Origin of the sequence: Synechococcus sp. CS-1333, assembly GCF_025128015.1 — a bacterium.
In the GTDB taxonomy this organism is placed as follows: domain Bacteria; phylum Cyanobacteriota; class Cyanobacteriia; order PCC-6307; family Cyanobiaceae; genus MW101C3.
This window is the reverse complement of sequence record NZ_JAHLYO010000009.1, coordinates 113,004-137,010: the sequence shown is the minus strand read 5'-3', so window position 1 is coordinate 137,010 and position 24,007 is coordinate 113,004. Positions and strand designations below refer to the sequence as shown.

General features: G+C 67.5%; 28 protein-coding genes and 1 tRNA gene. 13 read left to right on the top strand and 16 right to left on the bottom strand.

Translation table 11 applies throughout. The features are described 5' to 3' along the window. Positions 1-2: 2 nt before the first annotated feature. The 4 genes from KQ303_RS02595 to cbiD all read right to left on the bottom strand — a co-directional run bounded on the left by KQ303_RS02595 (position 3) and on the right by cbiD (position 4,031). Positions 3-407 carry a hypothetical protein gene (locus tag KQ303_RS02595; RefSeq protein ID WP_259729026.1) on the bottom strand — a complete coding sequence of 135 codons (405 nt, stop codon included), beginning with the start codon at positions 405-407 and terminating at the stop codon, positions 3-5. An 81-nt stretch (positions 408-488) separates the two neighbouring features. After that, positions 489-1,097 carry a hypothetical protein gene (locus KQ303_RS02590; RefSeq protein ID WP_255100494.1) on the bottom strand — a complete coding sequence of 203 codons (609 nt, stop codon included), beginning with the start codon at positions 1,095-1,097 and terminating at the stop codon, positions 489-491. 103 nt (positions 1,098-1,200) lie between these two features. Further along, positions 1,201-2,799 (bottom strand): glutamine-hydrolyzing GMP synthase, encoded by a 1,599-nt coding sequence (gene guaA / locus KQ303_RS02585; protein WP_259729025.1) that lies wholly within the window; start codon positions 2,797-2,799, stop codon positions 1,201-1,203. 86 nt (positions 2,800-2,885) lie between these two features. Next, positions 2,886-4,031: a cobalt-precorrin-5B (C(1))-methyltransferase CbiD gene (cbiD, locus tag KQ303_RS02580; protein ID WP_259729024.1), complete on the bottom strand. Its 1,146-nt coding sequence runs from the start codon at positions 4,029-4,031 to the stop codon at positions 2,886-2,888. Between the two features lie 53 nt (positions 4,032-4,084). Between cbiD and KQ303_RS02575 the strand changes: the two genes are divergently transcribed. After that, entirely contained in the window at positions 4,085-5,236 is a 1,152-nt protein-coding gene (locus KQ303_RS02575; RefSeq protein ID WP_259729023.1) for an alanine--glyoxylate aminotransferase family protein, read from the top strand. Positions 5,237-5,300: 64 nt separating this feature from the next. Continuing rightward, positions 5,301-5,372 (top strand) — tRNA-Gly (locus KQ303_RS02570). Positions 5,373-5,844: 472 nt separating this feature from the next. Here KQ303_RS02570 and KQ303_RS02565 read toward each other — a convergent pair. Beyond that, positions 5,845-6,066 carry a hypothetical protein gene (locus KQ303_RS02565; RefSeq protein WP_233132859.1) on the bottom strand — a complete coding sequence of 74 codons (222 nt, stop codon included), beginning with the start codon at positions 6,064-6,066 and terminating at the stop codon, positions 5,845-5,847. 428 nt (positions 6,067-6,494) lie between these two features. Continuing rightward, entirely contained in the window at positions 6,495-6,791 is a 297-nt protein-coding gene (locus KQ303_RS02555; RefSeq protein ID WP_255100490.1) for a hypothetical protein, read from the bottom strand. A gap of 85 nt (positions 6,792-6,876) precedes the next feature. Here KQ303_RS02555 and KQ303_RS02550 point away from each other — a divergent pair, with 85 nt between their 5' ends. The 3 genes from KQ303_RS02550 (at position 6,877) to KQ303_RS02540 (ending at position 8,468) form a co-directional block, all read left to right on the top strand. Beyond that, positions 6,877-7,407 (top strand): AbrB family transcriptional regulator, encoded by a 531-nt coding sequence (locus KQ303_RS02550; protein ID WP_255100712.1) that lies wholly within the window; start codon positions 6,877-6,879, stop codon positions 7,405-7,407. A gap of 97 nt (positions 7,408-7,504) precedes the next feature. Beyond that, entirely contained in the window at positions 7,505-8,056 is a 552-nt protein-coding gene (locus tag KQ303_RS02545) for a DUF6554 family protein (RefSeq protein ID WP_399232685.1), read from the top strand. A 16-nt stretch (positions 8,057-8,072) separates the two neighbouring features. After that, positions 8,073-8,468: a hypothetical protein gene (locus KQ303_RS02540; RefSeq protein WP_259729022.1), complete on the top strand. Its 396-nt coding sequence runs from the start codon at positions 8,073-8,075 to the stop codon at positions 8,466-8,468. A 19-nt stretch (positions 8,469-8,487) separates the two neighbouring features. Here the strand turns inward: KQ303_RS02540 and KQ303_RS02535 are convergent, their stop codons facing one another. Further along, positions 8,488-10,032 carry a DEAD/DEAH box helicase gene (locus KQ303_RS02535; RefSeq protein WP_259729021.1) on the bottom strand — a complete coding sequence of 515 codons (1,545 nt, stop codon included), beginning with the start codon at positions 10,030-10,032 and terminating at the stop codon, positions 8,488-8,490. 261 nt (positions 10,033-10,293) lie between these two features. Between KQ303_RS02535 and KQ303_RS02530 the strand changes: the two genes are divergently transcribed. Further along, positions 10,294-10,710, top strand: a complete 417-nt coding sequence (locus KQ303_RS02530) for an HNH endonuclease (protein WP_259729020.1) — start codon at positions 10,294-10,296, stop codon at positions 10,708-10,710. A 15-nt stretch (positions 10,711-10,725) separates the two neighbouring features. On the opposite strand, the gene KQ303_RS02525 is transcribed toward KQ303_RS02530, so the two are convergent. After that, positions 10,726-10,971 carry a hypothetical protein gene (locus KQ303_RS02525; RefSeq protein ID WP_259729019.1) on the bottom strand — a complete coding sequence of 82 codons (246 nt, stop codon included), beginning with the start codon at positions 10,969-10,971 and terminating at the stop codon, positions 10,726-10,728. 34 nt (positions 10,972-11,005) lie between these two features. On the opposite strand from KQ303_RS02525, the gene KQ303_RS02520 reads away from it, so the two are divergent. Beyond that, positions 11,006-11,962, top strand: a complete 957-nt coding sequence (locus KQ303_RS02520) for an SDR family NAD(P)-dependent oxidoreductase (protein WP_255141019.1) — start codon at positions 11,006-11,008, stop codon at positions 11,960-11,962. A gap of 33 nt (positions 11,963-11,995) precedes the next feature. On the opposite strand, the gene KQ303_RS02515 is transcribed toward KQ303_RS02520, so the two are convergent. Continuing rightward, complete coding sequence (locus KQ303_RS02515; RefSeq protein WP_255141020.1) at positions 11,996-12,214, bottom strand: hypothetical protein; 219 nt, start codon at positions 12,212-12,214, stop codon at positions 11,996-11,998. Here KQ303_RS02515 and pdxA point away from each other — a divergent pair. Then, positions 12,213-13,229: a 4-hydroxythreonine-4-phosphate dehydrogenase PdxA gene (pdxA, locus tag KQ303_RS02510; protein ID WP_255100485.1), complete on the top strand. Its 1,017-nt coding sequence runs from the start codon at positions 12,213-12,215 to the stop codon at positions 13,227-13,229. The two genes, KQ303_RS02515 and pdxA, sit on opposite strands and share 2 nt — an antisense overlap. Positions 13,230-13,266: 37 nt before the next feature. On the opposite strand, the gene accB is transcribed toward pdxA, so the two are convergent. Continuing rightward, complete coding sequence (accB, locus tag KQ303_RS02505; RefSeq protein WP_094511174.1) at positions 13,267-13,755, bottom strand: acetyl-CoA carboxylase biotin carboxyl carrier protein; 489 nt, start codon at positions 13,753-13,755, stop codon at positions 13,267-13,269. Between the two features lie 6 nt (positions 13,756-13,761). After that, entirely contained in the window at positions 13,762-14,322 is a 561-nt protein-coding gene (efp, locus tag KQ303_RS02500; protein ID WP_094511175.1) for an elongation factor P, read from the bottom strand. 131 nt (positions 14,323-14,453) lie between these two features. Between efp and KQ303_RS02495 the strand changes: the two genes are divergently transcribed. Then, positions 14,454-15,542, top strand: a complete 1,089-nt coding sequence (locus tag KQ303_RS02495) for a peptidylprolyl isomerase (RefSeq protein ID WP_399232679.1) — start codon at positions 14,454-14,456, stop codon at positions 15,540-15,542. Then, positions 15,535-16,578: a thiamine-phosphate kinase gene (thiL, locus tag KQ303_RS02490; protein ID WP_259729017.1), complete on the top strand. Its 1,044-nt coding sequence runs from the start codon at positions 15,535-15,537 to the stop codon at positions 16,576-16,578. Before KQ303_RS02495 ends, thiL begins: the two co-directional genes overlap by 8 nt. Positions 16,579-16,749: 171 nt before the next feature. Here thiL and KQ303_RS02485 read toward each other — a convergent pair whose 3' ends face one another. After that, positions 16,750-17,772 carry a type I glyceraldehyde-3-phosphate dehydrogenase gene (locus tag KQ303_RS02485; protein WP_094511178.1) on the bottom strand — a complete coding sequence of 341 codons (1,023 nt, stop codon included), beginning with the start codon at positions 17,770-17,772 and terminating at the stop codon, positions 16,750-16,752. A gap of 162 nt (positions 17,773-17,934) precedes the next feature. Here KQ303_RS02485 and murC point away from each other — a divergent pair, with 162 nt between their 5' ends. The 3 genes from murC to KQ303_RS02470 all read left to right on the top strand — a co-directional run bounded on the left by murC (position 17,935) and on the right by KQ303_RS02470 (position 20,728). Further along, positions 17,935-19,377 carry a UDP-N-acetylmuramate--L-alanine ligase gene (gene murC, locus KQ303_RS02480; RefSeq protein WP_259729016.1) on the top strand — a complete coding sequence of 481 codons (1,443 nt, stop codon included), beginning with the start codon at positions 17,935-17,937 and terminating at the stop codon, positions 19,375-19,377. 3 nt (positions 19,378-19,380) lie between these two features. Continuing rightward, positions 19,381-20,301: a UDP-N-acetylmuramate dehydrogenase gene (murB, locus tag KQ303_RS02475; protein ID WP_259729015.1), complete on the top strand. Its 921-nt coding sequence runs from the start codon at positions 19,381-19,383 to the stop codon at positions 20,299-20,301. Positions 20,302-20,392: 91 nt separating this feature from the next. Then, positions 20,393-20,728, top strand: a complete 336-nt coding sequence (locus KQ303_RS02470) for a YbaB/EbfC family nucleoid-associated protein (protein WP_094511181.1) — start codon at positions 20,393-20,395, stop codon at positions 20,726-20,728. Here KQ303_RS02470 and rsgA read toward each other — a convergent pair. The 4 genes from rsgA to grpE are packed head-to-tail and all read right to left on the bottom strand — an operon-like array spanning position 20,703 to position 23,887. Beyond that, positions 20,703-21,737, bottom strand: coding sequence for a ribosome small subunit-dependent GTPase A (gene rsgA, locus KQ303_RS02465; protein WP_259729014.1), 1,035 nt, complete (start codon positions 21,735-21,737; stop codon positions 20,703-20,705). The genes KQ303_RS02470 and rsgA overlap by 26 nt on opposite strands. A gap of 2 nt (positions 21,738-21,739) precedes the next feature. Continuing rightward, on the bottom strand, positions 21,740-22,003 hold the full coding sequence (locus KQ303_RS02460) for a sulfurtransferase TusA family protein (protein WP_259729013.1): 264 nt from the start codon (positions 22,001-22,003) through the stop codon (positions 21,740-21,742). A gap of 22 nt (positions 22,004-22,025) precedes the next feature. After that, positions 22,026-23,138 carry a molecular chaperone DnaJ gene (gene dnaJ, locus KQ303_RS02455; protein WP_259729012.1) on the bottom strand — a complete coding sequence of 371 codons (1,113 nt, stop codon included), beginning with the start codon at positions 23,136-23,138 and terminating at the stop codon, positions 22,026-22,028. Beyond that, positions 23,138-23,887 (bottom strand): nucleotide exchange factor GrpE, encoded by a 750-nt coding sequence (gene grpE, locus KQ303_RS02450; protein ID WP_259729011.1) that lies wholly within the window; start codon positions 23,885-23,887, stop codon positions 23,138-23,140. Before grpE ends, dnaJ begins: the two co-directional genes overlap by 1 nt. Between the last annotated feature and the right edge of the window lie 120 nt (positions 23,888-24,007).

Genomic DNA, 24,007 nt, shown 5'->3' with positions numbered 1-24,007 from the left:
CGTCAGGCCTCCAGGCGGTGCTGGAGCAGCGCCAGGCGCTCGGAGATCCGGGCCAGGGTGGTCTGCAGCGCCTCCCGCTCCCGCTGCGGGTCTGCGGCCTCTGAGAATCCGGTGGCGGCCGGATCGCCCGCCTGCGGCGACCAGGGCGGTGGCGGGGCCACATCGTGCACCTCCACCTTCATCACGGGATTGCCCAGACCGGGCTGGATCTGATCAAGGCTCTGGCGCACGGCCCGCGCCGCTGGATCGCCTTCCTGCTTCAGCTGGGCGAGCGGGTCAGGCGAAGCGGTGAACGCTTCCACCACCTCGAGCGGGCCCCCCTTGCGCGCCCGCTCGACCACCGCCATACCTACCGGCAGTACCTCCTGCATCAGCGCGAGCCGAAGGGAATCGAGAGGATCAGCCATGCCGAAGCAACCGAGGCAGCACCACCCGCGCAGGCGAGCGGCTTTGCCCCCAGTTTGACGCCCTCCGGAGGTGGCAGGGACTCAGGGCAGCCGCTGCACGCCGGGATCGACGATCATCTGGCGGCAGAACTCGCGCGAGCCCACCATCCAACCGGCCCCCACTGCCAGCACCAGCACCGCGGTGAACGGCAGCACGGCCTGTCGGGTGACGTCCAGCCCTGCCCACTCTCCCCAGCTGCGCAGCAGCCGCTCGCGATCGAAGCGGCGGCGCTCCTGCCGCTCCAACGTCTGCCGGCGGCGCAATGACTTCTCCACCCAGCGCTCGAAGGAGCGTTTCTTGGTCACGGCCATCTTGCGCTCCACCTCCAGCAGGTGGCCGGCGCTGAGCTCGGGGTTGAAGGTGCTGATCAGTTCCAGGGTCTTGAGGAACATCTCCACGGCGCCATCCTTGATCTGCGCCTCCTGCTCGGGGATCTCCTCCCACAGCACCTCGGGGTAGAAGCGGCCCCGGTTGGCGAGAATCTGCTCCTCCTGCAGCTGACCGGGTTCGCGCAACCAGCGGTCGGTGTTGGCATCGAAGCGCCGCCAATACAGAAAGGGATTGAGGTAGATCACCTTTCCGGCCAGCTGGATGCTGTCCTGCTGGAGGCGGCGCTGCAGCTGCGGGTCCTGCTCGAGGGCGACAGTCAAGAGAGGAAGGCCGGGCCCCGATGGTATCGAAGCTGTCCCGGGCGGGCCAGACCAGACCCAGACCAGACAAAAGAACGCCGCCGGCGGCGCCTTCAGCCGGCTGTCACTCCCACTCGATCGTGCCGGGAGGCTTGCTGGTGATGTCGTACACCACCCGGTTCACGCCCCGCACCTCATTGACGATGCGGTTGGAGATTTTCTCCAGCAGGTCGTAGGGCAAGCGCGACCAATCGGCGGTCATGCCGTCTTCGCTGGACACGCAACGGAGAACGATCGGATAGGCGTAGGTGCGCTTGTCGCCCATCACACCAACGCTGCGCACCGGCAGCAGCACCGCAAACGCCTGCCAGATGTCGTGGTAGAGCCCTGCATCCCGCACCTCCTCGCGCACCACCAGATCGGCATCGCGCAGGATGTTGAGGTTCTCGGCCGTGACCTCGCCCAGGATGCGGATCGCCAGGCCAGGCCCCGGAAAGGGATGGCGGCGCACGATCTCTTCGGGCAGGCCGAGGCTGCGGCCCACCTTGCGCACCTCATCTTTGAACAGACGCCGAAGCGGCTCCACCAGCTTGAACTGCAGATCCTTGGGTAGGCCACCCACGTTGTGGTGGCTCTTGATTTTCACAGCCACCCGTTCGCCGGTCTTGGGATCCACGCCGGTGCCGGCCGACTCGATCACATCGGGATAGAGGGTGCCCTGGGCGAGGTAATCGAAGGGGCCGAGTCGCTTGCTCTCCTCCTCGAACACACGGATGAACTCGGCACCGATGATTTTGCGCTTTTCCTCCGGATCGATGATGCCCTTGAGCTTGGCGATGAATCGATCACGGGCATTGATATACTCCACGCGAATATGAAACTGGCGATCGAAGAACTCCATCAGGAATTCAGGCTCCCCTTTGCGCATGAAGCCCTGGTCGATGAACATGCAGGTGAGCTGGTCCCCGATCGCCCTGTGCAGCAGAAAGGCGAGGCTGGAGGAATCCACGCCACCGGAGAGGGCGAGCAGTACCCGTTTGCTGCCGACACGGGCCTGAACATCGGCCACGGCTTCTTCAATGAAGGCGCTGGTGGTCCAATCTGGCTCGCAGCCGCAGATGTGATAAACGAAGTTCCGGATCATCACCATGCCACCGGTGGAGTGCACCACTTCGGGATGGAACTGCACGCCATAAAGATGGCGCCGATGATCTGCCACTGCCGCTTCCGGCGTGTTCCTGGTATGGGCCAGCCGCGCGAATCCAGGCGGCAGAGTCTCCACCGAATCGCCATGGCTCATCCACATCGTGGAGCCGTTTTCCACGTTGGTGAGCAGATCGGTGGGATCGTCCACCTGAAGCGGTGCCTTGCCGTACTCTCCGCGGCCCGCCGCCACCACGTTGCCGCCCAGCTGCTGCACCATCAGCTGCATGCCGTAGCAGACCCCGAGCACCGGAATGCCCAGATCCCAGAGGCCCGGATCGCACACAGGCGCCCCTTCGGCATACACCGAGCTGGGGCCACCGCTGAGGATGATGCCTTTGGGGGCCAGCTCGCGCAGCTCATCGGCGCTGGTGGCGTAGCCCATCACCAGGGAATACACCTCGGTTTCCCGCACACGGCGCGCGATCAGCTCCGAATACTGGGATCCGAAATCGAGGATCACGATCGCCGGGTGGCGCTGGCTCTCCGGCTGTTCCAGCGACTGTGAAGCTTGAGACATACGACCGGAACGCTTCTTGATCGGCGGCTGGCCGGATGCGTTGCCCCCGGAGCAAGGCCCCGCATGGGCCGCCAGGCCTGAGGGACTCACCCTAGAGGGTGCCGGAATGCCTCCAGCAACTCCTGGCCTTGAGGTCCGCACACACGCAGCTGGCGCCGGCGGTCGAACAGCGCGGCCCCCACGCGCATGGGGAAACTGCCGTAGCGGGCTAGATAGGCCATGCTGCGTTGCTCAATGGCCGCGGCGATGCGCCGCTCCAGCCGCTGGGCCAGATCAGGGTCCACGGCCACCAGTTCGCTGAGCGCTGCCTCCACGGTGGCGGCACCATGCAGGCGGCCGAGGGCCTCACCGCTGAGACCTTCAAGGGCCGCCAGGGCGGTGAGCACCTCGGCGCGGCCATCGGCGAGATGGTGATGGGTGTGGAAGATCCCACCGGCCAGCTTGATCAACTTGCCGTGGTAGCCGAACAGCAGCAGGCGGCGCACTCCCGCTTCCGCCGCCGCCACCAGCACCGGCCCCAGCCAGTTGCCGGCCTTGAGCAGCAGCCCGGCGGGGAGCCCCAGGCTGGGCGCCAGATCGAGGCCGTTTTCGCCGATCACAAGCACGAGATCACCGTTGAAGCCGGCCGTGGCGGTGCGTGCCGCCAGGGCCGCCAGGCAGGCCTGCAGTTGATCGGGAGCGGCGCTGCGCTGCACCTCCGCCTGGGTGCCGATCAGCGCCAGTCCGTCGACCACGCCGAAGGCCGCGTTGCTGGTGCGCAGCGCAAGGGCCCGGCCCTCAGGCAGCACGAGCCGCAGGCACACCGCCCGGCCGGCACCGACCAAGGGCCGCAGGTTCGTCTCCAGCAGGGCACGGGCATAGGCGGAGGCGCACAGGTCACCCGTCGTGCCATGCACCCCCACCCCTTCGCCGGCTTCCAGCACGAAGCACGAGCCGCCGGCCGGCGGCGGCTGGATCCAGCAGGCCACCACCCACACCGCCAGGCCACGGGTGAGATCCAGGCCGGCGCCGGGGTCGCAGCGACTGATGCCGAGAGCTCGGCCTGGCCCGATCGGAGCCGCCGCTTCCACCGGCACCGGCTGCAGCCCGGGCGGCTCGAGCAACTCCAGTGTCTGCAGGCCCTCGAAGGGAGCCGCAGGGCCAGCTTCCGCCCGCTGGAGCGCCTGCACGGCGGCACACGCCGCCGCCGTCACCCACACCGGCAGGGTGTAGCCGGGTGAAGCGTTCACCATCCGTTTTTTAAGGTGGTTGATTGTGCCGCTGCGCCCCCGCGTTTCCACTCCCCATGCAGGACAAGCTCACCCTGATGATTCCCGGTCCCACACCGGTGCCGGAGACCGTCCTGCTGGCGATGAGCCGCCACCCGATCGGCCATCGCAGCGCCGATTTCCAGGCGATCGTGAAGCGCACCACCGCGCAGCTCAAGTGGCTGCATCAGACCGGCAGCGATGTGCTGGTGCTCGCCGGCAGCGGCACGGCGGCGATGGAGGCGGGGATCATCAACATCCTCAGCCGCGGCGACAAGGTGATCTGCGGCGACAACGGCAAGTTCGGTGAGCGCTGGGTCAAGGTGGCGAAGGCCTACGGGCTGGATGTGCAGGTGATCAAGGCCGAATGGGGCCAGCCTCTGGATCCGGACGCGTTCCGTGTGGCGCTGGAGGCGGATACAGACAAAGCGATCCGTGCGGTGATCCTCACCCACTCGGAAACCTCGACGGGCGTGATCAACGACCTGGAAACGATCGCCCGGCACGTGCATGCCCACGGCCAGGCCTTGATTGTGGCCGACTGTGTCACCAGCCTGGGGGCCTGCAACGTGCCCATGGACGCCTGGGGCCTCGACGTGGTGGGCTCGGGCTCCCAGAAGGGCTACATGATGCCGCCCGGTCTGGGCTTCGTGGGCATGAGCGAGCGGGCCTGGCAGGCACAGCAGCGCTCCGACCTGCCCAAGTTCTATCTGAACCTCGGCGCCTATCGAAAAGCGGCCGCCCAGGACAGCAATCCGTTCACCCCTCCGGTGAACCTCTACTTCGCGCTCGAGGCCGCCCTCGAGATGATGCAGAGCGAAGGCCTGGAAGCGATCTTCACCCGGCATGAACGCCACCGGCGCGCGGTGAGCGCGGCCATGAAGGCGATCGGCCTGCCGCTGTACGCGGCGGAGGGCCACGGCAGCCCCTCGATCACCGCCGTGGCACCCAGCGGCATCGACGCCGAAGTGCTGCGCAAGAAAGTGAAGGCCCGCTACGACATCCTGCTGGCCGGCGGCCAGGACCACCTGAAGGGCTCGGTGTTCCGCATCGGCCACCTCGGCTTCGTCTGCGATCGGGATGTGCTTACGGCGGTGGCGGCGATCGAAGCCACCCTGCAGGAGATGGGCATGGCCACAGCCACCGTGGGAGCCGGCATGGCAGCCGCTGCCACCGAGCTGGCCCGCTGAGGCGCAGCGCGCGGGGCGGCCTTCCAGGAGGCCGCCTTCCGGCACCTTGCTACATTGCAGGAATGCGGGTGTAATTCAGTGGTAGAATGTCAGCTTCCCAAGCTGAACGTCGCCGGTTCGAATCCGGTCACCCGCTTGAAAGATGTTCAATTTAAATTGGTTTTGAGCTGTTTAGCACTTAACTGCTGAAGCTGCTTCAGCTCCAAGCACATCGCCCAATGAAGGGGCATTGAAGTGAAGCGTGTGCAGCGAATGAATCGCACCCCTGGCTGATCGGCAGCCACCCAACCGCCTGGCAGCACTTGGATTGAGGCTCTCAAGCACTCTCCGCCTTCCCCCTAACGACCTGCAGGGTGCCCGTCTGCGGATCAGGACTGTTCCTCACATCTGCCGGTCCTATCCAGCATCGCCGGAACCCTTGTGGCATCTGCCGGATCTGATAACGCTGCGCAGGGGCGAAGCGGCATTGACCCTTGCGCGGCAGACCGTGAGGCCGTCACACCAGGCAGGCAGCGCGAGGGCGTTGGCTCAACACCTGCCTGGGGAAGGCCAGGCCGGAAGATGCCGTGATCGGCAGGGTGGCCGCTGACCCAGGCGGGGGTGCAGGCTCAGGCGCGGGGTTTGATCAGTTGCAACACCTGGGGGCCAAGGCCACCCACACGACGCTCGCAGTCGAGGAGCAGCAGAATGCAGCGCGCAGATTCAGCCAGATCGCCCTCTTGCGCTGCCGCTTTGGCAGCAGACTCATGGCGGCTGATCTCTTGAAGGAGGGCAGAACGCTGCTCGTGCGAAACTGCTTTCACCGCCATGCTTTTAGCGACGACTGTCAAAACCGGAGATCATGAATAGCGCAAGTGTAGGGGTTTCGAGCAGAGCTGCCTGAGTTCTTGCCGCAGCGAAAAGTAACAGCTTTGCCGGCCGCCATACGGCTGGGCCTGCCGCCAAACGCTCATGTTCCAGGCTCTTCTCCCTCGTCGACAAGATCGGCAATCTGCGATCTCAGGGCTTCCACGCGAGACTGATCACCCCGGCTCACCGCCACAGCAAGGGCGAATTCAAGCTTTTCGCGTTGGTGCCCCCGCTCCACATAAGCGGAAGGAGGTGTGCAGGAAGGGAACGTGCGGGAGGCGGAGGTTCCGGTGGCGTTCAGCCCAGCCGACCCGAGGGGCCGTGGCAGGGGGCAAGCGGGATAGGTGAAAGCCATGTTCGCTTTCTTTTCATTCTGCCACCCCTGGCCAGTGCATCGAGAGAAGGTGAGCTAGGCGGCGTCCCGGTAGCTCTGCGGCTCGGGTGCCGATGACAGGAACACTTCGGCCACCGCCTCCGCCTGGGGACCTGGCTCATCAAGCAGCTGCCGGCAGTCCTGAAGCAGCGCTTCCACGTGGTCGAGGGCATCGAGCTGAGCCTGGTCTGGCGACTCAGGCCGCTGGATCGCCGTTTCAAGGGCGCCAAGCCGCTGTTCCAGCTTCACCAGCCGATGGGAAAGGGCGGCCACCGTCTGGGCAAGATCCTCGGCGGTTCGCGTGATCCGGAAAGACACCGATTCGGTCGTCATCGCAGGCAAAGTCGGTAACGCCGATGACAACACACATCCCCGGCGGGCTCAAGTCGTCTTTCAGACTGAGGGATCCCACCAGCGGATCTTCTTCATGGCTGCACCAGCGACTTTGGTGCTCTATCTGCTGTGCGGGACGGCCGGGGGCCTACTGGCTCTGCGTACCGGAATTCCTGCTGCCCCTTTGGCCGGCGCGCTGCTTGGAGCGGCCGTGGCGAGCATGAGCGGGCGCCTCGAAGTGGCCCAATGGCCCACCGGAACCCGCACCCTGCTGGAGATCGGCATCGGCACGGTGATCGGCACTGGGCTCACGAGTGCCGCGCTGGCGGAGCTGCGTGTGTTGTGGCGGCCGGCGATCCTGATCACCGTGGCCCTGGTGGCCACCGGCCTGGTGGTGGGGTTGTGGTCGAGCCGTTTGCTGGGCGTGGATCCGGTCATCACCCTGCTGGGCGCAGCACCGGGGGGCATCAGCGGCATGAGCCTGGTGGGAGCGCAGTTCGGTGTAGGGGCGGCCGTGGCGGCCCTGCATGCCGTGCGGTTGATCACCGTGCTGCTGGTGCTGCCTGTGATCGTGCGCCTGGTGCTCGGCAGCACGGGCGGTTCGTCATCGGGCTGAGCCCGGCCCTGGCCATAACCGCCACAGAGGCCCCTCGACAGCCGAAGCACGGCCGATACGTTGGGCCCAGCAGCCTCGGGCCCGCCTCCACCCTTCCATGCAGCACCCCACTGTTCGCCGCGCCACTGTTCACCAAGACACTGTTCGGGCCGGCACTCTGCAAACCAGCGCCGCCGAGTCCGGCCTTGCTCCAGCCGGTGCTCTGCGAGCCAGCTCCTTTCGCCGCATCCGCACCGCCCTCACAGCAGGTCTGTTCACGCTGGCTGGTTCCCTCCTGACGGCCGGGGCGATCCCACAGCCCGCCTTGAGCCAGGCCACCACAGCGCTGCCTGCCGATCAAGGCAGCAAGGGCGCGCAGGTGTACTGCTTCATGCGCAAGGCGGGCAACAACCACGAGGTGAGCTGGACGGCGGCCTATGCCCTGATCCGGCGGCAATCCGCGAGCCTGTTCAAGACATCTCCGCAGCACGGCGCCGTGATGATCACCGAGGCGGTGGTCAACAACCCGGACGCCTTCCCCGATTGCGGCCAGTACCTGGGCGCGCTGTTCGGCAGCGAGAACCCTGCCCCTGCGGCTCCTGCCGTCACCTCCAGCGGGCCGGTGCCGATCCAAGGGGGCATGACCCGCGAGGAGCGCTACAACAATTGAAGGTGTTGCACTGCACTTGAGCAGGAACCGGCTGCAGGGGATCCGCCTGCTCACCACGGTCGCCCTGGCCGGCTTGGCGTTGATCGGCTGTGCGGCGGCTCCGCCGCCGGAGGTAGGCGACGCGCCAGCCAACGACGACTGCCTGCGTGAGGTGAAACTGGCGGAATTGCCGGCGGCGCTGCAGCGCTGTGACGCATCGGTGCAGGCCTTCCCCACCGATCCCCGCCCCTTGAGCGAGCGCTCCGTGCTGCACAGCCTGGGTGGCGATCAGGAGGCCGCCTGCAGGGACATCGAACGGGCCGCCCAGCTGCTGCGGCAACAGGGCAACCGAACGGAGGACTCCCAGCTGGCCATCGACATCCGCATCCGGCTGGAGGGCTGCCAGGAGAAGGCACCGCTGCCTGGCACCTGATCAGGGGTCAGCACCATGATCACCAGCGCTCGATCAGCTGCCGCACCATCGCCGGCAGCGCCTGGCGCCGCAGAGCCGTCTGACGGCCTTCCAGCAGCAGCGTGATGCGCTCGGCCTTGCTGGCGATGATTCCGTCCACGAGCTGATCGGCCACGCCCAGCTGCAGCCAATGGCTGGTGAGCGGTCCGGCCATGCCGATGCGGTGGCAGCGGTCCTCCGCCTGCTCCGCGTCCCCCGGCGTCCAGGGGCGCTCCAACAGCACCACATGGGCGGCCCTGTGCAGCGTGAAGCCCAAGCCACCAGCCCCGAAAGTGGCCACCAGGCAGGGCGTCGCCCCGGCCTGGAAGCGATCCACCTGTGCCTGGCGCTCCACCGCCTTCAGCCGACCCGTGAGCAGCGCCCCACCCAGGCGGTCCTGCAGCTGTTCGGCACTGGCCACGAAGGCGGTGAACAGCACCACGGCCTCCCCCTGGCGCAGAAGGGCCTCCACCAGCTGGATGGCGGCAGGCAGCTTGTGCTGGGCACCGATCCGGCGCAGGGCGGTGAGCATGGCGAGGGGCTCGGCGTCGCGGCGCACCTCGCCCCTGGCGGCCCGGCAGCGATAGTCGTCCAGCCTGGCGGCCAGTTCCTGCTCGAACGCCATCGCCTGGGACTCCCCGAGCGCCACCGGGAGCATGCGGCGGCACTTTGGAGGCAGGTCGAGGCAATCCTGCTTGCGGCGGTGGAGCACGAGCGGCCTTGTCAGCCGCTGGAGTTCATCGAGCCGCTCGGCTCCGACCGCCTGCCACTGGCGCCGTCCACCCCGTTCGCTCCAGTGCCCCTGACAGAACCGCTCCTCGTAGGCGTGCCGGTCTTGGGCGAGGGGATGGCCGATTGCCGCCAGCAGCGGAAACAGCTGAACCGGGCGGCCGTTCTTCATCGGGGTGCCGGTGAGCAACCAGATCGCCCGCAGCCGCGGATGTCTGGCCAGCCGCAGCAGGGCCTGGGTGCGCGCCGCCTGGATGTTCTGGGCGAAATGGGCCTCATCCACGATCAACACCGTGGCGGCCGGCGGCAACGAGCGCGGCAGGGCCGCCCAGCTGATCAGCTCCAGATCAAGGGCGAGGGAGAGGCCCTCCTGCCGCCAGTGGGGATGGAGGGCGGTTGGAGCCACCACGGCGATGCGGCAATCCGCCGCCCGGACCATGGCCCGGGCCGCCACCAACGCCGTGAGCGTCTTGCCCAGGCCCATGGCGTGGGCCAGCAGGGCACCGCGGCGAGCCAGCAGCCAACGCGCCGCCAGCCGCTGATGGGCGAACAGACGGCGCCCATCGGCCAGAGGCTGATCCAGGGCGGCCTGGGACACGAGGGTGCGGTGAGGCGGCAGGGGCGGCAGGGGCTGCTCCAGCCATGCCATCCACTGCGCCAGCTCCGGATCGATCCGGAAGCGCTGGCCAAGCAGCTGGCGTAAGGCCAGCGAGGCCTCGAGCGGAAAGGCCCAGCAACCACGCCGCGCCTGCCACTGGCCCCGGGGCCGCACGGCGCGCAACTGGGCCTGAGTGACGGGATCAAAGGGGGAGACCACCTCGATCTGTCCCGATGGACCGAGACGCAGCAGACAGGTGGCGGCGGAAACCGTGCGGGGTCCGAGGGAGCGGCTGACCGAGGGAGAGCTGCTGACGGCGGGGGAGCGGCTGGCGACGGGGGCGCTGCAAGCGGGCCGAAGACAAATTTAGTCGAATCGGGGCGACGGGCAACCGTTGGCGCTGAAGGCCGAAAAAAGCAATCCTCGACACATTGACATCTCTTGAGGTGGGGGCAAACTCTCCGCAACTGAGCCATCAGGATGCACGCGAGAGATGCGGTGTTCCTTGAAGATCTCTGCCCCAAACTTCGCGTCAGGCGCTGGCGTCAATCTCTCCACAAACACACTGACAATCGTTGTATTTACTGCGGCAATCGCTCCGAATCCATTGATCATCTGATGCCCCGCTGCCGTGGTGGCCTGAGCGTGACAGCGAACTGCGTGCCGGCCTGTCTGGCTTGCAACGGCCACAAAAGCGATGCCGATCCCTTCGATTGGTACCGGCGTCAGCGCTTCTACGACCCGCGGCGGGCCATGGCGATCCGTGCCTGGATGGATGGGGATCTACGCTTGGCGGTGCGGCTGCTCCATTGGGCCAACCCGGAGCCCAGCTCCAGCCCGCCGCTCCATGCCGGAGCCACTCCAGCAGGGACGGACTGGGCCTTTCAGGCGGCCTGAGCGCGCCTCGCCGGTTCACCAGACCCGGCAGGCCACCGGGCCGTTGTGGCGGACGCAGATCCCCTCTTCCCGCTCCGGGGCTTCCGGGGCGAGCACGGAGACGACCAGCACCAGGCTGAGGGCGAGCACGGCCGGAGCCCAGGCCAGAGCGGTGTTCCAGGTGGCCGTGCGGGCAGAGAGAAGCGCGGCGGGGCGCTGACTCCGGGCCACGAAGGGGCCGGCTGGCACCCTGCGGGAGCTAGAGAGAGAGGAGGCGGTCATCAACGAAAGCCATGAATGTGATACAGGTGTACTCATGACGGTCGGTGATGTCAATGGCCGGCCGGCCAGCGTGCTGGTGCTGGGCGGTGGCTACAGCGGACTGCGGTTCGCCCAGGCCCTCACCGAACACGCGCTGCCGGTAGCGGTCACCTCCCGCCGCCAGCCGGCCCAGCCGGAGGCGCTCACCCCCTGGGGATCCGCTGGCAGCGCGCTGCCGCTGCGCTGGCTGAGCTTTGACCCCGACAACGGCGCGTTGCCCGATGCCGAGGCGCTCGACGGCATCACCCATGTGCTGGTGACGATCCCGCCCGACGGGCAGGGAAAGGATCCGGTGCTCGAACATCTGGCCCCGCTGCTGGCCCAGCTGCCGCTGCAGTGGATCGGCTACCTCTCCACCACCGGCGTCTACGGCGACCATGGCGGTCGCTGGGTGGACGAGACCACTCCTCCCGCGCCAGGGGCGTCGCGCAGTCGCGCCCGGCTGGCCTGTGAGCAGGCGTGGGATTGCAGTGGCCTGCCGGTGCAGATCTTTCGCCTGCCGGCGATCTACGGGCCCGGTCGCTGCCCCTTCCAGAACCTGCTGCAGGGCACCAGCAGGCTCGTGCACAAGCCGGGCCAGGTGTTCAGCCGCGTCCATGTCGATGACATTGTGGGAGCGCTGATCCACTGCATCGGCCTGCCGCCCCAGCGGCGCCCGCGGATCGTCAACCTCTCCGACGACCGCCCCTGCCCCTCAACGGAAAGCCTGGGCTACGCCGCCCATCTGCTCGACTGCAAACTGCCGACCGTGGAGCGGTTTGAGGACATCTGCGGTGGCATGAGCCCGATGGCACTCAGCTTCTGGGTGGAAAATCGCCGCGCCAGCAACCATCGGCTCTGCCATGACCTGGGCTACACCTTGCGCTACCCCAGCTACCGCGAGGGTTTTCGCGAGGCCCTCGCCGAAGAGCGCCGGACGGCCGCGCGCGGCAACGGCGACCAGGCCGCATGAGCCCACGTCTCCGGCCGACTCCGCCGGGCCCGTTCAGCGGCGGGTGAACACCCGTTCGATGCTTTGGCTGTCGGCGGGGGAGGCGTCAGCGCCGGGCTCGGGGCAAACTCCGGCCGCATCCGGTTGAAGGTTCTTGAGGGTGGGGAGCTTCGTGTCCTGCATGAAGCGGCAGCCATCCACGGTGACCCAGCCCCGCTCCAGACCGACGGCTGTTCCGACCACCGCCAATCCGATCAGAAACCACCGAAACATGTCGTCACTCTCCCATCAGCGCGAGACTAAGCCCGCTGCCATTGCCGTCTCCCTCGGTGACCCGGCTGGCATCGGTGCGGAAGTGGCTCTCAAGGCTCTGGCCCTGCTCGGCGATCGGCAAGCGGAGGTGGTGCTGGTGGGTTGCCGCCGCTGGCTGGAAGACACCCACCGGCGCCTGGAGCCGCTGAGCAGCGTTCCCCTGGCCGACCCCGGCGGCCTGGAGGTGCTGGACCTGCCGCTGGAGGTAGCGCCACAGCCCGGCCAGGGTTCAGCGGCCAGTGGTGCCGCCAGCTTCGCCTGGCTCACCGCCGCCACAGCGCTGGTGACCAGCGGCCGCTGCCGCGCCATCACCACAGCGCCGATCGCGAAGCACGCCTGGCATGCAGCGGGCCATCACTACCCCGGCCAGACCGAACGGCTGGCGGAACTGGCCGGCGGCATGGAGGCCTCGATGCTGTTCACAGCCCGCTCCCCTCTGACCGCCTGGCGTCTGAACACGCTGCTGGCCACCACGCACATCCCGCTGGCGGCCATGCCGCGCTGTCTCGATGGGGCGCTGGTGGAGCGCAAGCTCGACGTTCTGCTGGCTTTCTGCCAGCGGTTCAAGCCCTATCCGCGGCTGTCAGTGGCGGGCCTGAACCCCCATGCCGGCGAAGCAGGCCAGCTCGGGAAAGAGGAGGTCGAGTGGCTGGTGCCGGCACTGGACCGCTGGCGGCGACGCCATCCGGACGTGGAGCTGGTGGGGCCGGTGCCGCCCGACACCTGCTGGCTGGGTGCCGCCGCCGCCTGGCGTGGTGACGGTGAGGGATCGGACGGCTATCTGGCTCTGTATCACGATCAGGGCCTGATTCCGGTGAAGCTGCTCGCCTTCGATGCGGCCGTGAATGTGACCCTGGGGCTGCCCTTCCTGCGCACCTCCCCCGATCACGGCACCGCCTTCGACATCGCCGGACTTGGCATCGCCCGCGCCGACAGCATGGTGGCGGCTCTCACCGCCGCCTGGGACCTGGGCTGATCGGCAGCGGAGCGGGGCTGCTGGACACCAGCGCGGATCAGCCGGGCTTGACGCGCATCAGCACCTGGCCGAACTCCACCGGGGTGCCGTTCTCCACCAGGATTTCCACCACCTGGCCGGTCATTTCCGCCTCCAGCTCATTCATCAGCTTCATCGCTTCGAGGATGCAGACGGTCTGGCCGACCGAAATGACACTGCCGAGCTCCACGAAGGGGGGATCTCCCGGTGAAGCTGCCCGGTAGAAGGTGCCCACCATCGGGGCGGTGACCTCCACCAGATCGGCCCGCAGGGCGGCGGCGGCAGGCGGCGCGCTGGAGGGCTGGGGGGCGACTGGGGCTGGCGCAGCCTGCGCGGGGGCTGCCATCGCCACCGGGGCGTAGGCGGCAGGCGCAGGAACGGGGTTGGGGGCCGGCAGGTTGCGGCGCACCTCAAGACGAAAATCCTCCCCCTCCAGCTTCAACTCCTGGATGTCGCTGCCTTCAAGGAAGGTGAGCAGGGCGTGGAGCTGGTTGTTGTCGAGTTGCATGGCGCTTCAGGACTCCCGACCCAGGTAGCTGTCGGTGCGGGTATCAATCTTGATCTTTTCACCGATCGAGATGAACAGCGGCACCATCACCTGGGCGCCCGTTTCCACGATCGCCGGCTTGGTGCCGCCGGTAGCGGTGTCACCCTTGACGCCGGGGTCGGTCTGGGTGACTTCCAGCACCACGGAGTTGGGCAGCTCCACCTCAAGTGGGGACCCATTCCACGACACCACATTGACCTCCATGCCCTCCTTGAGGTACTTGCGCCCATCGCCGATCTGGTTGGCGGTAAGGCGGGTTTCCTCGTAGCTGCCCATGTCCATAAACACGTAGTCGTCACCTTCCATGTAGGTGTGCTGAAGGGTGGACTTCTCCAGCAGGGCCTGGGGAACGGTTTCGCCGGCGCGGAAGGTTTTCTCCACCACGCTGCCGCTCTGCACACCTTTGAGCTTGGTGCGCACGAACGCGGAACCCTTACCGGGCTTTACATGCAGAAACTCGACGACCCTCCAGACCTGACCATCCAGCTCGATCGTGGTGCCTGTACGAAAGTCGTTGCTGGAGATCATTCCGAGGGAACGGGTCAGCGGGATTGTACGGCTGCCCTTCGGCCCCTCCCCGCCGTGCGGCTGCAGCGACAGCGCCGGATGGAACGGGACCGGCCGGCTGTGCCAAAGTCCGGAAAACGGCAGACGGACAGATGCGGAGGACCCGGGTCGGTGGTTTGTGGGCCCTGCTCCTGGCCGTGGTGCTTTGCGCAGCGACGGGGCTGACGGCGCCCCGACCTGTCGCTGCAGCCCTACCCCCGGGCAATGCCGTCACCGATCCCGCTGCCCTGCTGCGGGATGCGCTGCCGATCGAAGCCACCGATCTGCAGGATCTCCAGCACCGGCTCGAAAGCACCAGCGACGACCTGCGCGCCAAGCGCTGGAGCGCCCTGACCAATGTGGTGCGCCGCTCCCAGTCGCTGCTGGGTACCCGTCGTGTGGGTCTGCTCGACAGCTTCGACCCGGCGGACCGCGACAAGGCGGAAGCCCTGCTCGAACAGTTGCAAGGATCCCTCCAGGACATGGCGACAGCAGCTGAGCGCCAGGACCGGGAGGCCTTCCTGGATGCCCGCCGCGAGGCACTCAGCCGGATCGGCGCCGCCGAGGCCGAGCTGGTGGGTCCGTTCCCGTTCACCATTCCTGCCGCCTTCGACGACCTGCCGCGGCTGCTGGGCCGGGCCACCGTGAGACTCACCACCACCAAGGGCGATCTCACCGCCGTTGTGGACGGCTACAACGCGCCGCTCACCGCAGGGGCCTTCGTGGACCTGGTGCAGCGCGGCTTCTATGACGATCTTCCCTTCATCCGGGCCGAAGACTTCTATGTGCTGCAGACCGGCGATCCCGCCGGTCCCGCAGACGGCTTCGTGGATCCCAAGACCCACAGCAACCGCCCGGTGCCCCTGGAGATCAAGGTACCCGGCGAAGCGTCCCCCTTCTACAACCAGACCTTCGAGGACCTGGGCCTGTTCAAGGCCACCCCGACCCTGCCCTTCGCCACCAAGGGCACCCTGGGCTGGGCCCATTCCGATGAAGCCCTCGACGACGGCTCCTCCCAGTTCTTCCTCTTCCTGTTCGAAGCCGAGCTGACCCCCGCTGGGCTGAACCTGATCGATGGGCGCTATGCCGCCTTCGGCTACGTCACCGACGGCTTTGATGTGCTCGAAGAACTCACCGCCGATGACGGCATCGTCAAGGCCACGGTGCTGGAGGGGGCCGAGAACCTGCGGCCCCATGCCTGAGTCACCGGCCGCCTGCGGCGAGGGCTCCACGCCCACCCTCGGCGATCTGGGCGAATGGCGACTGCTCGAGCGTCTGCGGGCCTTCGCGCCGCCGGGCCAGTTCGATGACGATGCCGCCCTGATCGAGGAGCGCGCTGGCGGGGTGCTGGTGGTCAATACCGATGTGCTGGTGGAGGGGGTGCACTTCAGCGACGCCACCATGGGCCCTGGCGATCTGGGCTGGCGTGCCGCCGCCGCCAACCTGTCGGATCTGGCCGCCATGGGCTGCCGTGAGGTTGTGGGGCTCACCGTGGGCCTGGTGGCTCCACCCCGCACCCTCTGGGCCTGGGTGGAAGGGGTGTACGGCGGCCTGACCGCGGCACTGGCCACCACCGGCGCGCCGCTGCTCGGGGGCGACTGCAGCAGCGGCAGCGAGCGCCTGCTGGCGGTGACGGCCCTGGGCCGGCTGGGCCCGCAGGGGCCGATCCGACGGCAGGACGGCCGTGCCGGTGACGTGCTGGTGTGCAGTGGTCTCCACGGGCTCAGCCGCCTGGGCCTGGCGCTGCTGCTGGAGCAGCCGCTGCACGGGCTCATCACCGGCAGCATCGCCGCCACCGACCTGCCTGAAGACCTGCGGCAGCGGGCGATCGCAGCACACCGGCGCCCTCAGGCGCGTCTTGATGTGGTGGCTGCTCTGGAGCAAAGCCAGCCCCCCGGGGATGCCTGGCGGGTGGGCGGCACCGATAGCAGCGATGGGCTCGCGGCGGCACTCACTGCCATCGCCCGCACCAGCGGCTGCGATGCGCTGCTGGATCGCTCAGCCCTGCCGATCGATCCGGCCATGGCGCCGTTGCGGGAGGCCACCGACTGGTGCCTCGGCGGCGGAGAAGATTTCGAGCTGGTGCTGGCCCTGCCGGAGCGGTGGGCCCAGCGCCTGCAGGCCTGCCTGCCGGGGGTGCACTGCCTCGGCCGGCTGGTGGCCGGCACAGGACGGCTGCTCTGGCAGGGAACAGAGGAGCCACTGCAGGGCCCAGCCGGGTTCCGGCACTTCGGCTGAAGCGTGCCGGAGCACGTGGCCGGGCAAACCAGCGTTGCGGCGGCCCCACAAAAAAGGGCCTCCCTGCGAAACCCCTCGCCTCAGGAGAGGCCGTGCAGGAAGACCCGATTCAGTTGGCAATACGGCCCGATTCGGAAGAAGGGCGATCCGGGCGAACGAGGAACGGGAGGATCAGACCCAGTTGCGGGCCACCACTTCGGCCAGATCAACAACGCGTTGGCTGTAGCCCCACTCGTTGTCGTACCAGGAGATCACCTTCACCATGTTGTCGCCCATCACCAGGGTGAGGTCAGCGTCCACGATCGTGGATTCATCAGTGCCGGCATGGTCAGAGGACACCAGCGGCAGATCGGAATACTTGATGATTCCCTTCATGCCGTTCCGTGACGATTCCTCAAGCACCGCATTCACTTCTTCGCGGGTTGTTCCGCGGCTCACCTCCAGCACCAGGTCGACCACCGACACGTTCGGGGTGGGCACCCGCAGAGCGATGCCGTTGAGCTTTCCTTTCATCGGGGGATACACCAGAGCCACAGCCTTGGCAGCGCCAGTGGAGGTAGGAACGATGTTGATGGCAGCAGCGCGGGCCCGGCGCAGATCACGGTGGCTGGCATCGAGGATGCGCTGGTCACCGGTGTAGCTGTGGGTGGTGGTCATCGTGCCTTTGACGATGCCGAAGGCCTGATCGAGCACCTTGACGATCGGTGCCATGCAGTTGGTGGTGCAACTGGCATTGCTGATGATGTCGAAGCCGTCATGGGTGTATTGATCGGCGTTCACACCCACCACGAAGGTGCCGATGCCATCACCTTTCCCGGGAGCGGTGATCAGCACTTTGCGGGCACCGGCCTGAATGTGCTTTCCTGCCCCTTCCTTGTCGATGAACACGCCGGTGGCTTCGATCACCAGATCCACACCCCATTCCTTCCAAGGAAGGTTCAGGGGGTTGCGGTCGGAGAAGCACTTGATGGTGCGTCCATTGACGATCAGGGCGTCATCGGTGTGGCTCACCTTGGCGTCCCGGATCTTACCGAGCATGGAGTCGTACTGAAGCAGGTGTGCGTTAGTGCGCGGATCGGAGGTGTCGTTGAGGCCGACAATTTCGATGCCGGTGTTCTCGCCGCGGCTCAGCCAGCAACGCATGAAGTTGCGACCAATCCGGCCAAATCCATTGATCGCAACACGCAAAGCCATGGCAACAGCGGGCAAACCCGCTAACAAGGGAGGTTTTGGCTGCCGATCATACAGAAATGGCGCCCCTGCCCCCACGGGAGCCATGCCGGGTGCCACAAGGTGTCTCAGCAGGGACAAGCGGGGATCCTGCCGCTTAAGTTTCGGTTCATCCTGGAGACGCCGTTGGGACTGCTGGTCGATCGCGGGCAGCCTTTGCACTTCATCGGTGTCGGCGGGATCGGCATGTCCGCCCTGGCCGAGATCCTGGTGGAGCGGGGCTTTTCCGTCAGCGGCTCCGACCCCCGCGACAACAGCGTGCTGCAGGCCCTGCGCCGCCGGGGTGTGCGGGTGTTTCAGGAGCAGAGCGCCACCACCATCGAGGCGATCCGCACCACAGCCGCGGCCGATCCGCAGATCGTGGTGAGCTCCGCCGTTCCCCAGACCAATCCCGAGCTGGTCGAAGCCCGCCGCGTGGGTCTGTCAGTGGTGCACCGCTCCGATGTGCTGGCGGCCCTGATCAACAGCCAGGACGCGATCGCGATCGCCGGCAGCCACGGCAAGACCACCACCAGCACCATGGTCGCCACCCTGCTGGCCGCCACCGCGAACGACCCCACGGCCGTGATCGGCGGCATCGTTCCAGGCTTCGGCAGCAACGCCCGGGTGGGCAACGGCAGGCTGCTGGTGGCGGAAGCCGACGAATCCGACGGTTCGCTCGTCAAGTTTCGGCCCAGCCTGGGTGTGATCACCAACCTCGAACTCGACCACACCGACCATTACGCCGACCTGGAGGCCCTGATCGGCACCCTGCAGCAATTCGCCTCCGGCTGCGGCCGGCTGCTGACCAACCGGGACTGCCCGGTGCTGCACCAGCATTTTCAGCCCAGCGCCTGCTGGTCGATCGAGAGCGCGGACGGAGCCGACTTCGCCTCCATCGCTGTGGCAGAAGAGGGGGACGGCACCCTGGCCGCGTTCTACGAGCAGGGCACAGAGGTGGGGCAGTTCCGGCTGCCGCTGCCCGGGCGTCACAACCTCAGCAACGCCACCGGCGCCCTGGCCGCCTGCCGGCTGGAAGGGGTGCCGTTCGAAGCGCTCAGCCAGGCCATTCCCTCCCTGAGCGCCCCCGGCCGCCGCTTCGATTTCCGCGGCAGCTGGCAGGGGCGTCTGGTGGTCGACGACTACGCCCACCATCCCAGCGAAGTGAATGCCACCCTGACCATGGCGCGGCTGATGGTGAGCACCGGCCGCAGCCCGCTGCCGGCGGTGCCGCGGCGGGTGGTGGCGGTGTTCCAGCCCCATCGCTACAGCCGCACGGCGGAATTCGGCGAAGCGTTTGCCCAGGCCCTCGGCCAGGCCGATGCCGTGCTGCTGGCGCCCTTGTATGCCGCCGGCGAAGCGCCACTCCCCGGGGTGTCGAGCGGATCGCTGGCGGAGCGCATCGCCGCGCTGCACCCCGCCCTTGAGGTGCGCGTGGCAGCCGACATGCAGCACCTTGCCCAGGACGTGGCGACGCTGAGCCAGGACGGTGACCTGGTGCTGGCGATGGGGGCCGGGGACGTCAACGGGCTGTGGGACCGGCTCAAGGCCCTGCCCGGCGCCGCTGTCGTCACACCCCTGGCTGCCTGAGGGATGGCGGGCGGCGAACCACCGGCCAATCTGAGCGCCCAGCTGCCGCTCGCCGCTCACACCACCTGGAAGGTGGGCGGCCCCGCCGAATGGTTCGGGGAACCCTCCAGTGAGGAAGAGCTTCACGCCATGGCCCGCTGGGCCTGGGAGCGCGGTCTGCCCTGGCGCCTGATCGGCGCGGGCTCCAATCTGCTGATCAGCGACAGCGGCCTGGCGGGCCTGACCCTCTGCTCACGCCGCCTCCAGGGCAGCCAGCTGGACGCCAGCACGGGCCTGGTGGAAGCCAGAGCGGGAGAACCGATTCCCACCCTGGCGCGCCGGGCGGCCCGGGCGGGCCTGAGCGGGCTGGAATGGGCCGTGGGCATCCCGGGCACCGTGGGGGGGGCTGTGGCGATGAACGCCGGTGCACAGGGAGGCTGCACGGCGGAAGTGCTGCGCGACGTCACCGTGGTGGCGCCGGATCCGGGCAGCGTTCCCTTCATCCTGCCGGCGTCGAGCCTGGAGTTCGCCTACCGCCACAGCCGCCTGCAGGAGGAGCCGCTGCTGGTGCTCTCGGCCCGGTTCCAGCTGAGCGCCGGCCATGATCCGCGTGCGATCGACCGGCGCACGAGCGCCAATCTGCAGAGCCGCACCGGAACGCAGCCTTACCACCTGCCCAGCTGCGGAAGCGTGTTCCGCAACCCGGAACCGCTCAAGGCGGGCCGGCTGATCGAGGAACTCGGCCTCAAGGGAAGCACGGTGGGCGGCGCCATGGTGTCGCCCATGCACGCCAACTTCATCGTCAACACGGGGGAGGCCACCGCCGCGCAGATCAACCGCCTGATCGAACGGGTGCAGGAGCGGGTGCGTCAGGCCCATGGCCTGGAGCTCCACCCGGAAGTGAAGCGCCTGGGCAGCTTCGATCGGGCAACGATGTCCGATTGAACAGGGTGTCGGCGGGGGGCAAGCCGTTCCAGAGGTGCTGCTGAACGACCGTGGCGGCCCACGTACGCTGTGGCCCCACGACATCGTCCCCATGGCAGGCTTCGGTCTTCCCAACTTCGGCCAGCTCACCGAAGCGTTCCGCAAGGCTCAGCAGATCCAGCAGGACGCCCAGAAACTGCAGGACGAACTGGATGCCATGGAGTTGGAGGGCACCAGTGAGGACGGCCGAGCCAGCGTGTGGCTCTCGGGCAATCAACAGCCCCTGCGGGTCAGGCTGGCTCCTGAACTGGTGGCCTGCGGCGCCGAAGCCACCGAAGCCGCCGCCCTCGAAGCGCTGCGGGCCGCCTACGAAAAATCCACCGCGACCATGAAGGAGCGGATGGAAGAGCTCACCGGTGGGCTCAATCTGACGGGGATGGGGGGCTGAGCCCTTCCTGCTGGCTCTGCCGCAGCCGGCGGCGAGAGGGCTGGCGCTGCCGGCGATCCAGCCGCACCTCGGTCCGCTGTGCCTGAACATCCGGCTCCTGCGTACGGCGCGCTGGCCCTGAGCCACCGGCCGCCAACAACTCCTCCAAGGCCTGCAGGTAGTGGGGGTAACGGTCCCAGTCGGTGCCGACGCAGCAACCGGGATCGCCGCGGTGCAAGCAGTTGCGGTACCGGCACGCACCCGAACGCAGCGCCTCTCGCATTTCAGGAAACAACGCGGCCAGCCGGGTGGGATCGAGCGGCAGATCCGGCCGGTTGAATCCCGGCGTATCGGCGAGCAGGGCCTCGGATCCCAGCGCGAACAGCTCCACGTGCCGCGTTGTATGGCGGCCACGCTGCAACCGCCCGGACACTGCAGCCACCCGCAGCTGAAGCGCTGGAATCAGGGCGTTCAGCAGGCTGCTCTTGCCCACGCCGGAAGGGCCGCACAGCACGGTGATACCCGGTTTCACCAGCCGCTGCCGCAACAGCTCGAGCCCCTCACCTGTGGCCACGCTCAGGCCGATCGGGTCATACCCCCAGCCCTTCAGGCGAACCAGCCACGCCTCCAGGGCGGGTCGGGACACCAGGTCAACCTTGCTGAGCACCAGCTCCACCTGCAGGTCGGTGGCCTCTGCCGCCAGGAGAAAGCGGGTGATCTGGACGGGATCCGGCTCCGGCTGCGCCAGCGCCACCACCACCAGCAACCGGCTGCAGTTGGCCACGGCGGGCCGCTCCAGCCGGCTGCCGCGAGGAAACAGGCGGCTCACCGCAGCGCGACCGGCGGCCCAGTCGATTCCATCGAGGCTCACCTGATCCCCGACATGGACCTGCTGGCCGCTCTTGCCCAGCCGGGTGCGCCGCACGCACAGCAGTTCGAGCTGATTGTCAGGGCCGGCCCGATCGAGCCAAACCCTGCAGAAATTGGCCTGCAGAGCCACGACCCGGCCGGTGACCGGCTCCTGCTCCACGCTCAGGCCCCGTCGCGGCAGATCAGCAGACGCGCCCCGGCGCCATCGATGGGCTTCATGCGCAGCACCTCATGCCCCTCTTCGCGGATGCCCTCGCTCACCAGTAACTCAGGGGCGCCTGCGTCAAGATCGACCTGAAGCCAGGCACCTGGCGGCAGCTTTTCAAGCGCCAGCCTCGTGCGCACGAAGTTGACGGGGCAAGGTGTGCCGCGCAGGTCAAGGCACTGGGCCGGCGCGGGAGCAGTGGAGGCATCAGCGGGCTTCATGGTGATGGGCAGGCGGCGGCCCTCACCCGAACAGTCCCCCGAAAAGACCGCTCTTGTGCGGGTGTTCCTTGCCGGAATGGTGACCGGCGAGCTGATCGAGCAAATCCCGCTCGTGGCTGGAGAGCTTGGTGGGAATATGCACCTTCACGGTGACGTGATGGTTCCCCCTGGCCACGGGATTCCCCAGCCGCGGCACCCCTTTGTTGTTGAGCGTGAGCGTGGCACCGGGCTGGGTGCCAGCAGGAATCTCCAGGGTTTCAGGACCATCAACGGTGTCGACTTCGATCTTGTCGCCGAGGATCGCCTGGAGATAGCTGATCGTGACATCCGATTGGATGTGGATGCCTTCACGGCGCAGGTGGTCGTGGGCCTGAACGAACAGGTAGACGTAAAGGTCACCGGCCGGACCGCCCCGCTGGCCCGCGTTGCCCTCGCCCGTCACCCGTAGCCGGGTGCCTGAATCGACGCCGGCTGGAATGGTGATGCGCAGCTTCTTGCGCACCTGCTGCACCCCCTGGCCGCCGCAATCGCCGCAGGGATCGGCGATCACCTGGCCGGTGCCTTCGCAGGTGGGGCATGGCGCCACCTGAGTGAAACTGCCGAATGGGGTGCGGGTGGCACGGCGCACCTGGCCGGATCCGGAGCAGGTGCCGCAGGTGGTGGGCCCGCTGCCCCGCTTGGCGCCGCTGCCCTCGCAGGTGGCGCAGGTTTCCAGGTGGCGGATCTGGACATCGCGCTCCTGCCCGAACACGGCCTCGCTGAAACCGATCGTGAGATCAAGGCGCAGGTCATCGCCTTGGCGCGGGCCACGGCGGCGGGGACCACTGGCACCGCCGGCCCCCCCGAAACCGCTGAAGAAGGTCTCGAACAGGTCGGCGAAGCCGCCCATATCCGTCATGTCGGGGCCGCCGCTGGCACCGGACACACCCGCTTCACCAAACTGGTCGTAGCGGGCGCGGGTCTGGGGGTCGCTCAGAACCTCATAGGCGCGCCCGATCTCCTTGAAGCGCTCCTCGGCGCCGGGATCCTTGTTGATGTCCGGGTGGAACTGCCGCGCCAGCCGGCGGTAGGAACGTTTGAGGGTGTCAGCGTCGGCATCACGGCTGACACCCAGAAGGTCGTAGTAATCGGCCATCAACTCGGATCCGCGCCGGCCATGGGTTCAGTGTCCCCGTGCGGGGCGTTGGCGGCGTTGGGCCCACCGGCAGGACCGGGGCCCATCGACACCTTCACGAGAGCATGACGGATCACCCGGCCTTCCAGCTGGTAACCGCGCTGCAGTTCGGCGATCACCACGTCCTCCATCACCTCGTCGCTTGGCTCCCGCAGCACGGCTTCGTGCAGGTTGGGGTCGAACGGCTCCCCCTCCACGCGCATCGGCGAGACGCCCAGATTCTTGAACACATCGACCAGCTGTTTGTAGAGCCCCTGGTAGCTGCGATGCACGTCCTGGGCTTCGGGGTTCTGGGGGTCCAGCTGCTGGCGCGCCCGGTCGAAATTGTCGACCACCGGCAGGATCTCCGCGAGCGTGGAGCAGGTGATCTTCATGCGCAGCTCGTCCTGATCGCGGCTCTGGCGCTTGCGGAAGTTATCGAAGTCGGCGGCGATGCGCATGTATTGGCTGCGCACGCCCTCGTGCTCGGCCTGGAGACTGCTGAGCGTCGCCTCCAGTTCCTGAATCCGCTGCTCGGGACCACCGGCCTCCGAACCGATGGCATCGGCCTGGGCGGAGGCGTCGGCCGAGGCCGCGGAGGCTTCGAGCTGCGTGATCAATTCATTCGCCTCGCTGGCAAGACCCTCGACATTGGCCTCCGTGGAGGCCGCTTGAGGTGCCTCCGCAGGGGCCTCAGAATCCTGGGAGAAGGAAGAGGCTTCGCCACTCATGCCGGCTGGATCGCAGATCTGACACCAACATGTTGGAGGGTGACGCGTGCCTCCCACAAGCGGCGGAAGCCCGCACCTCGGCATCCGTCACTCACCAGGTGCGCCATGATCGCGGCAAAC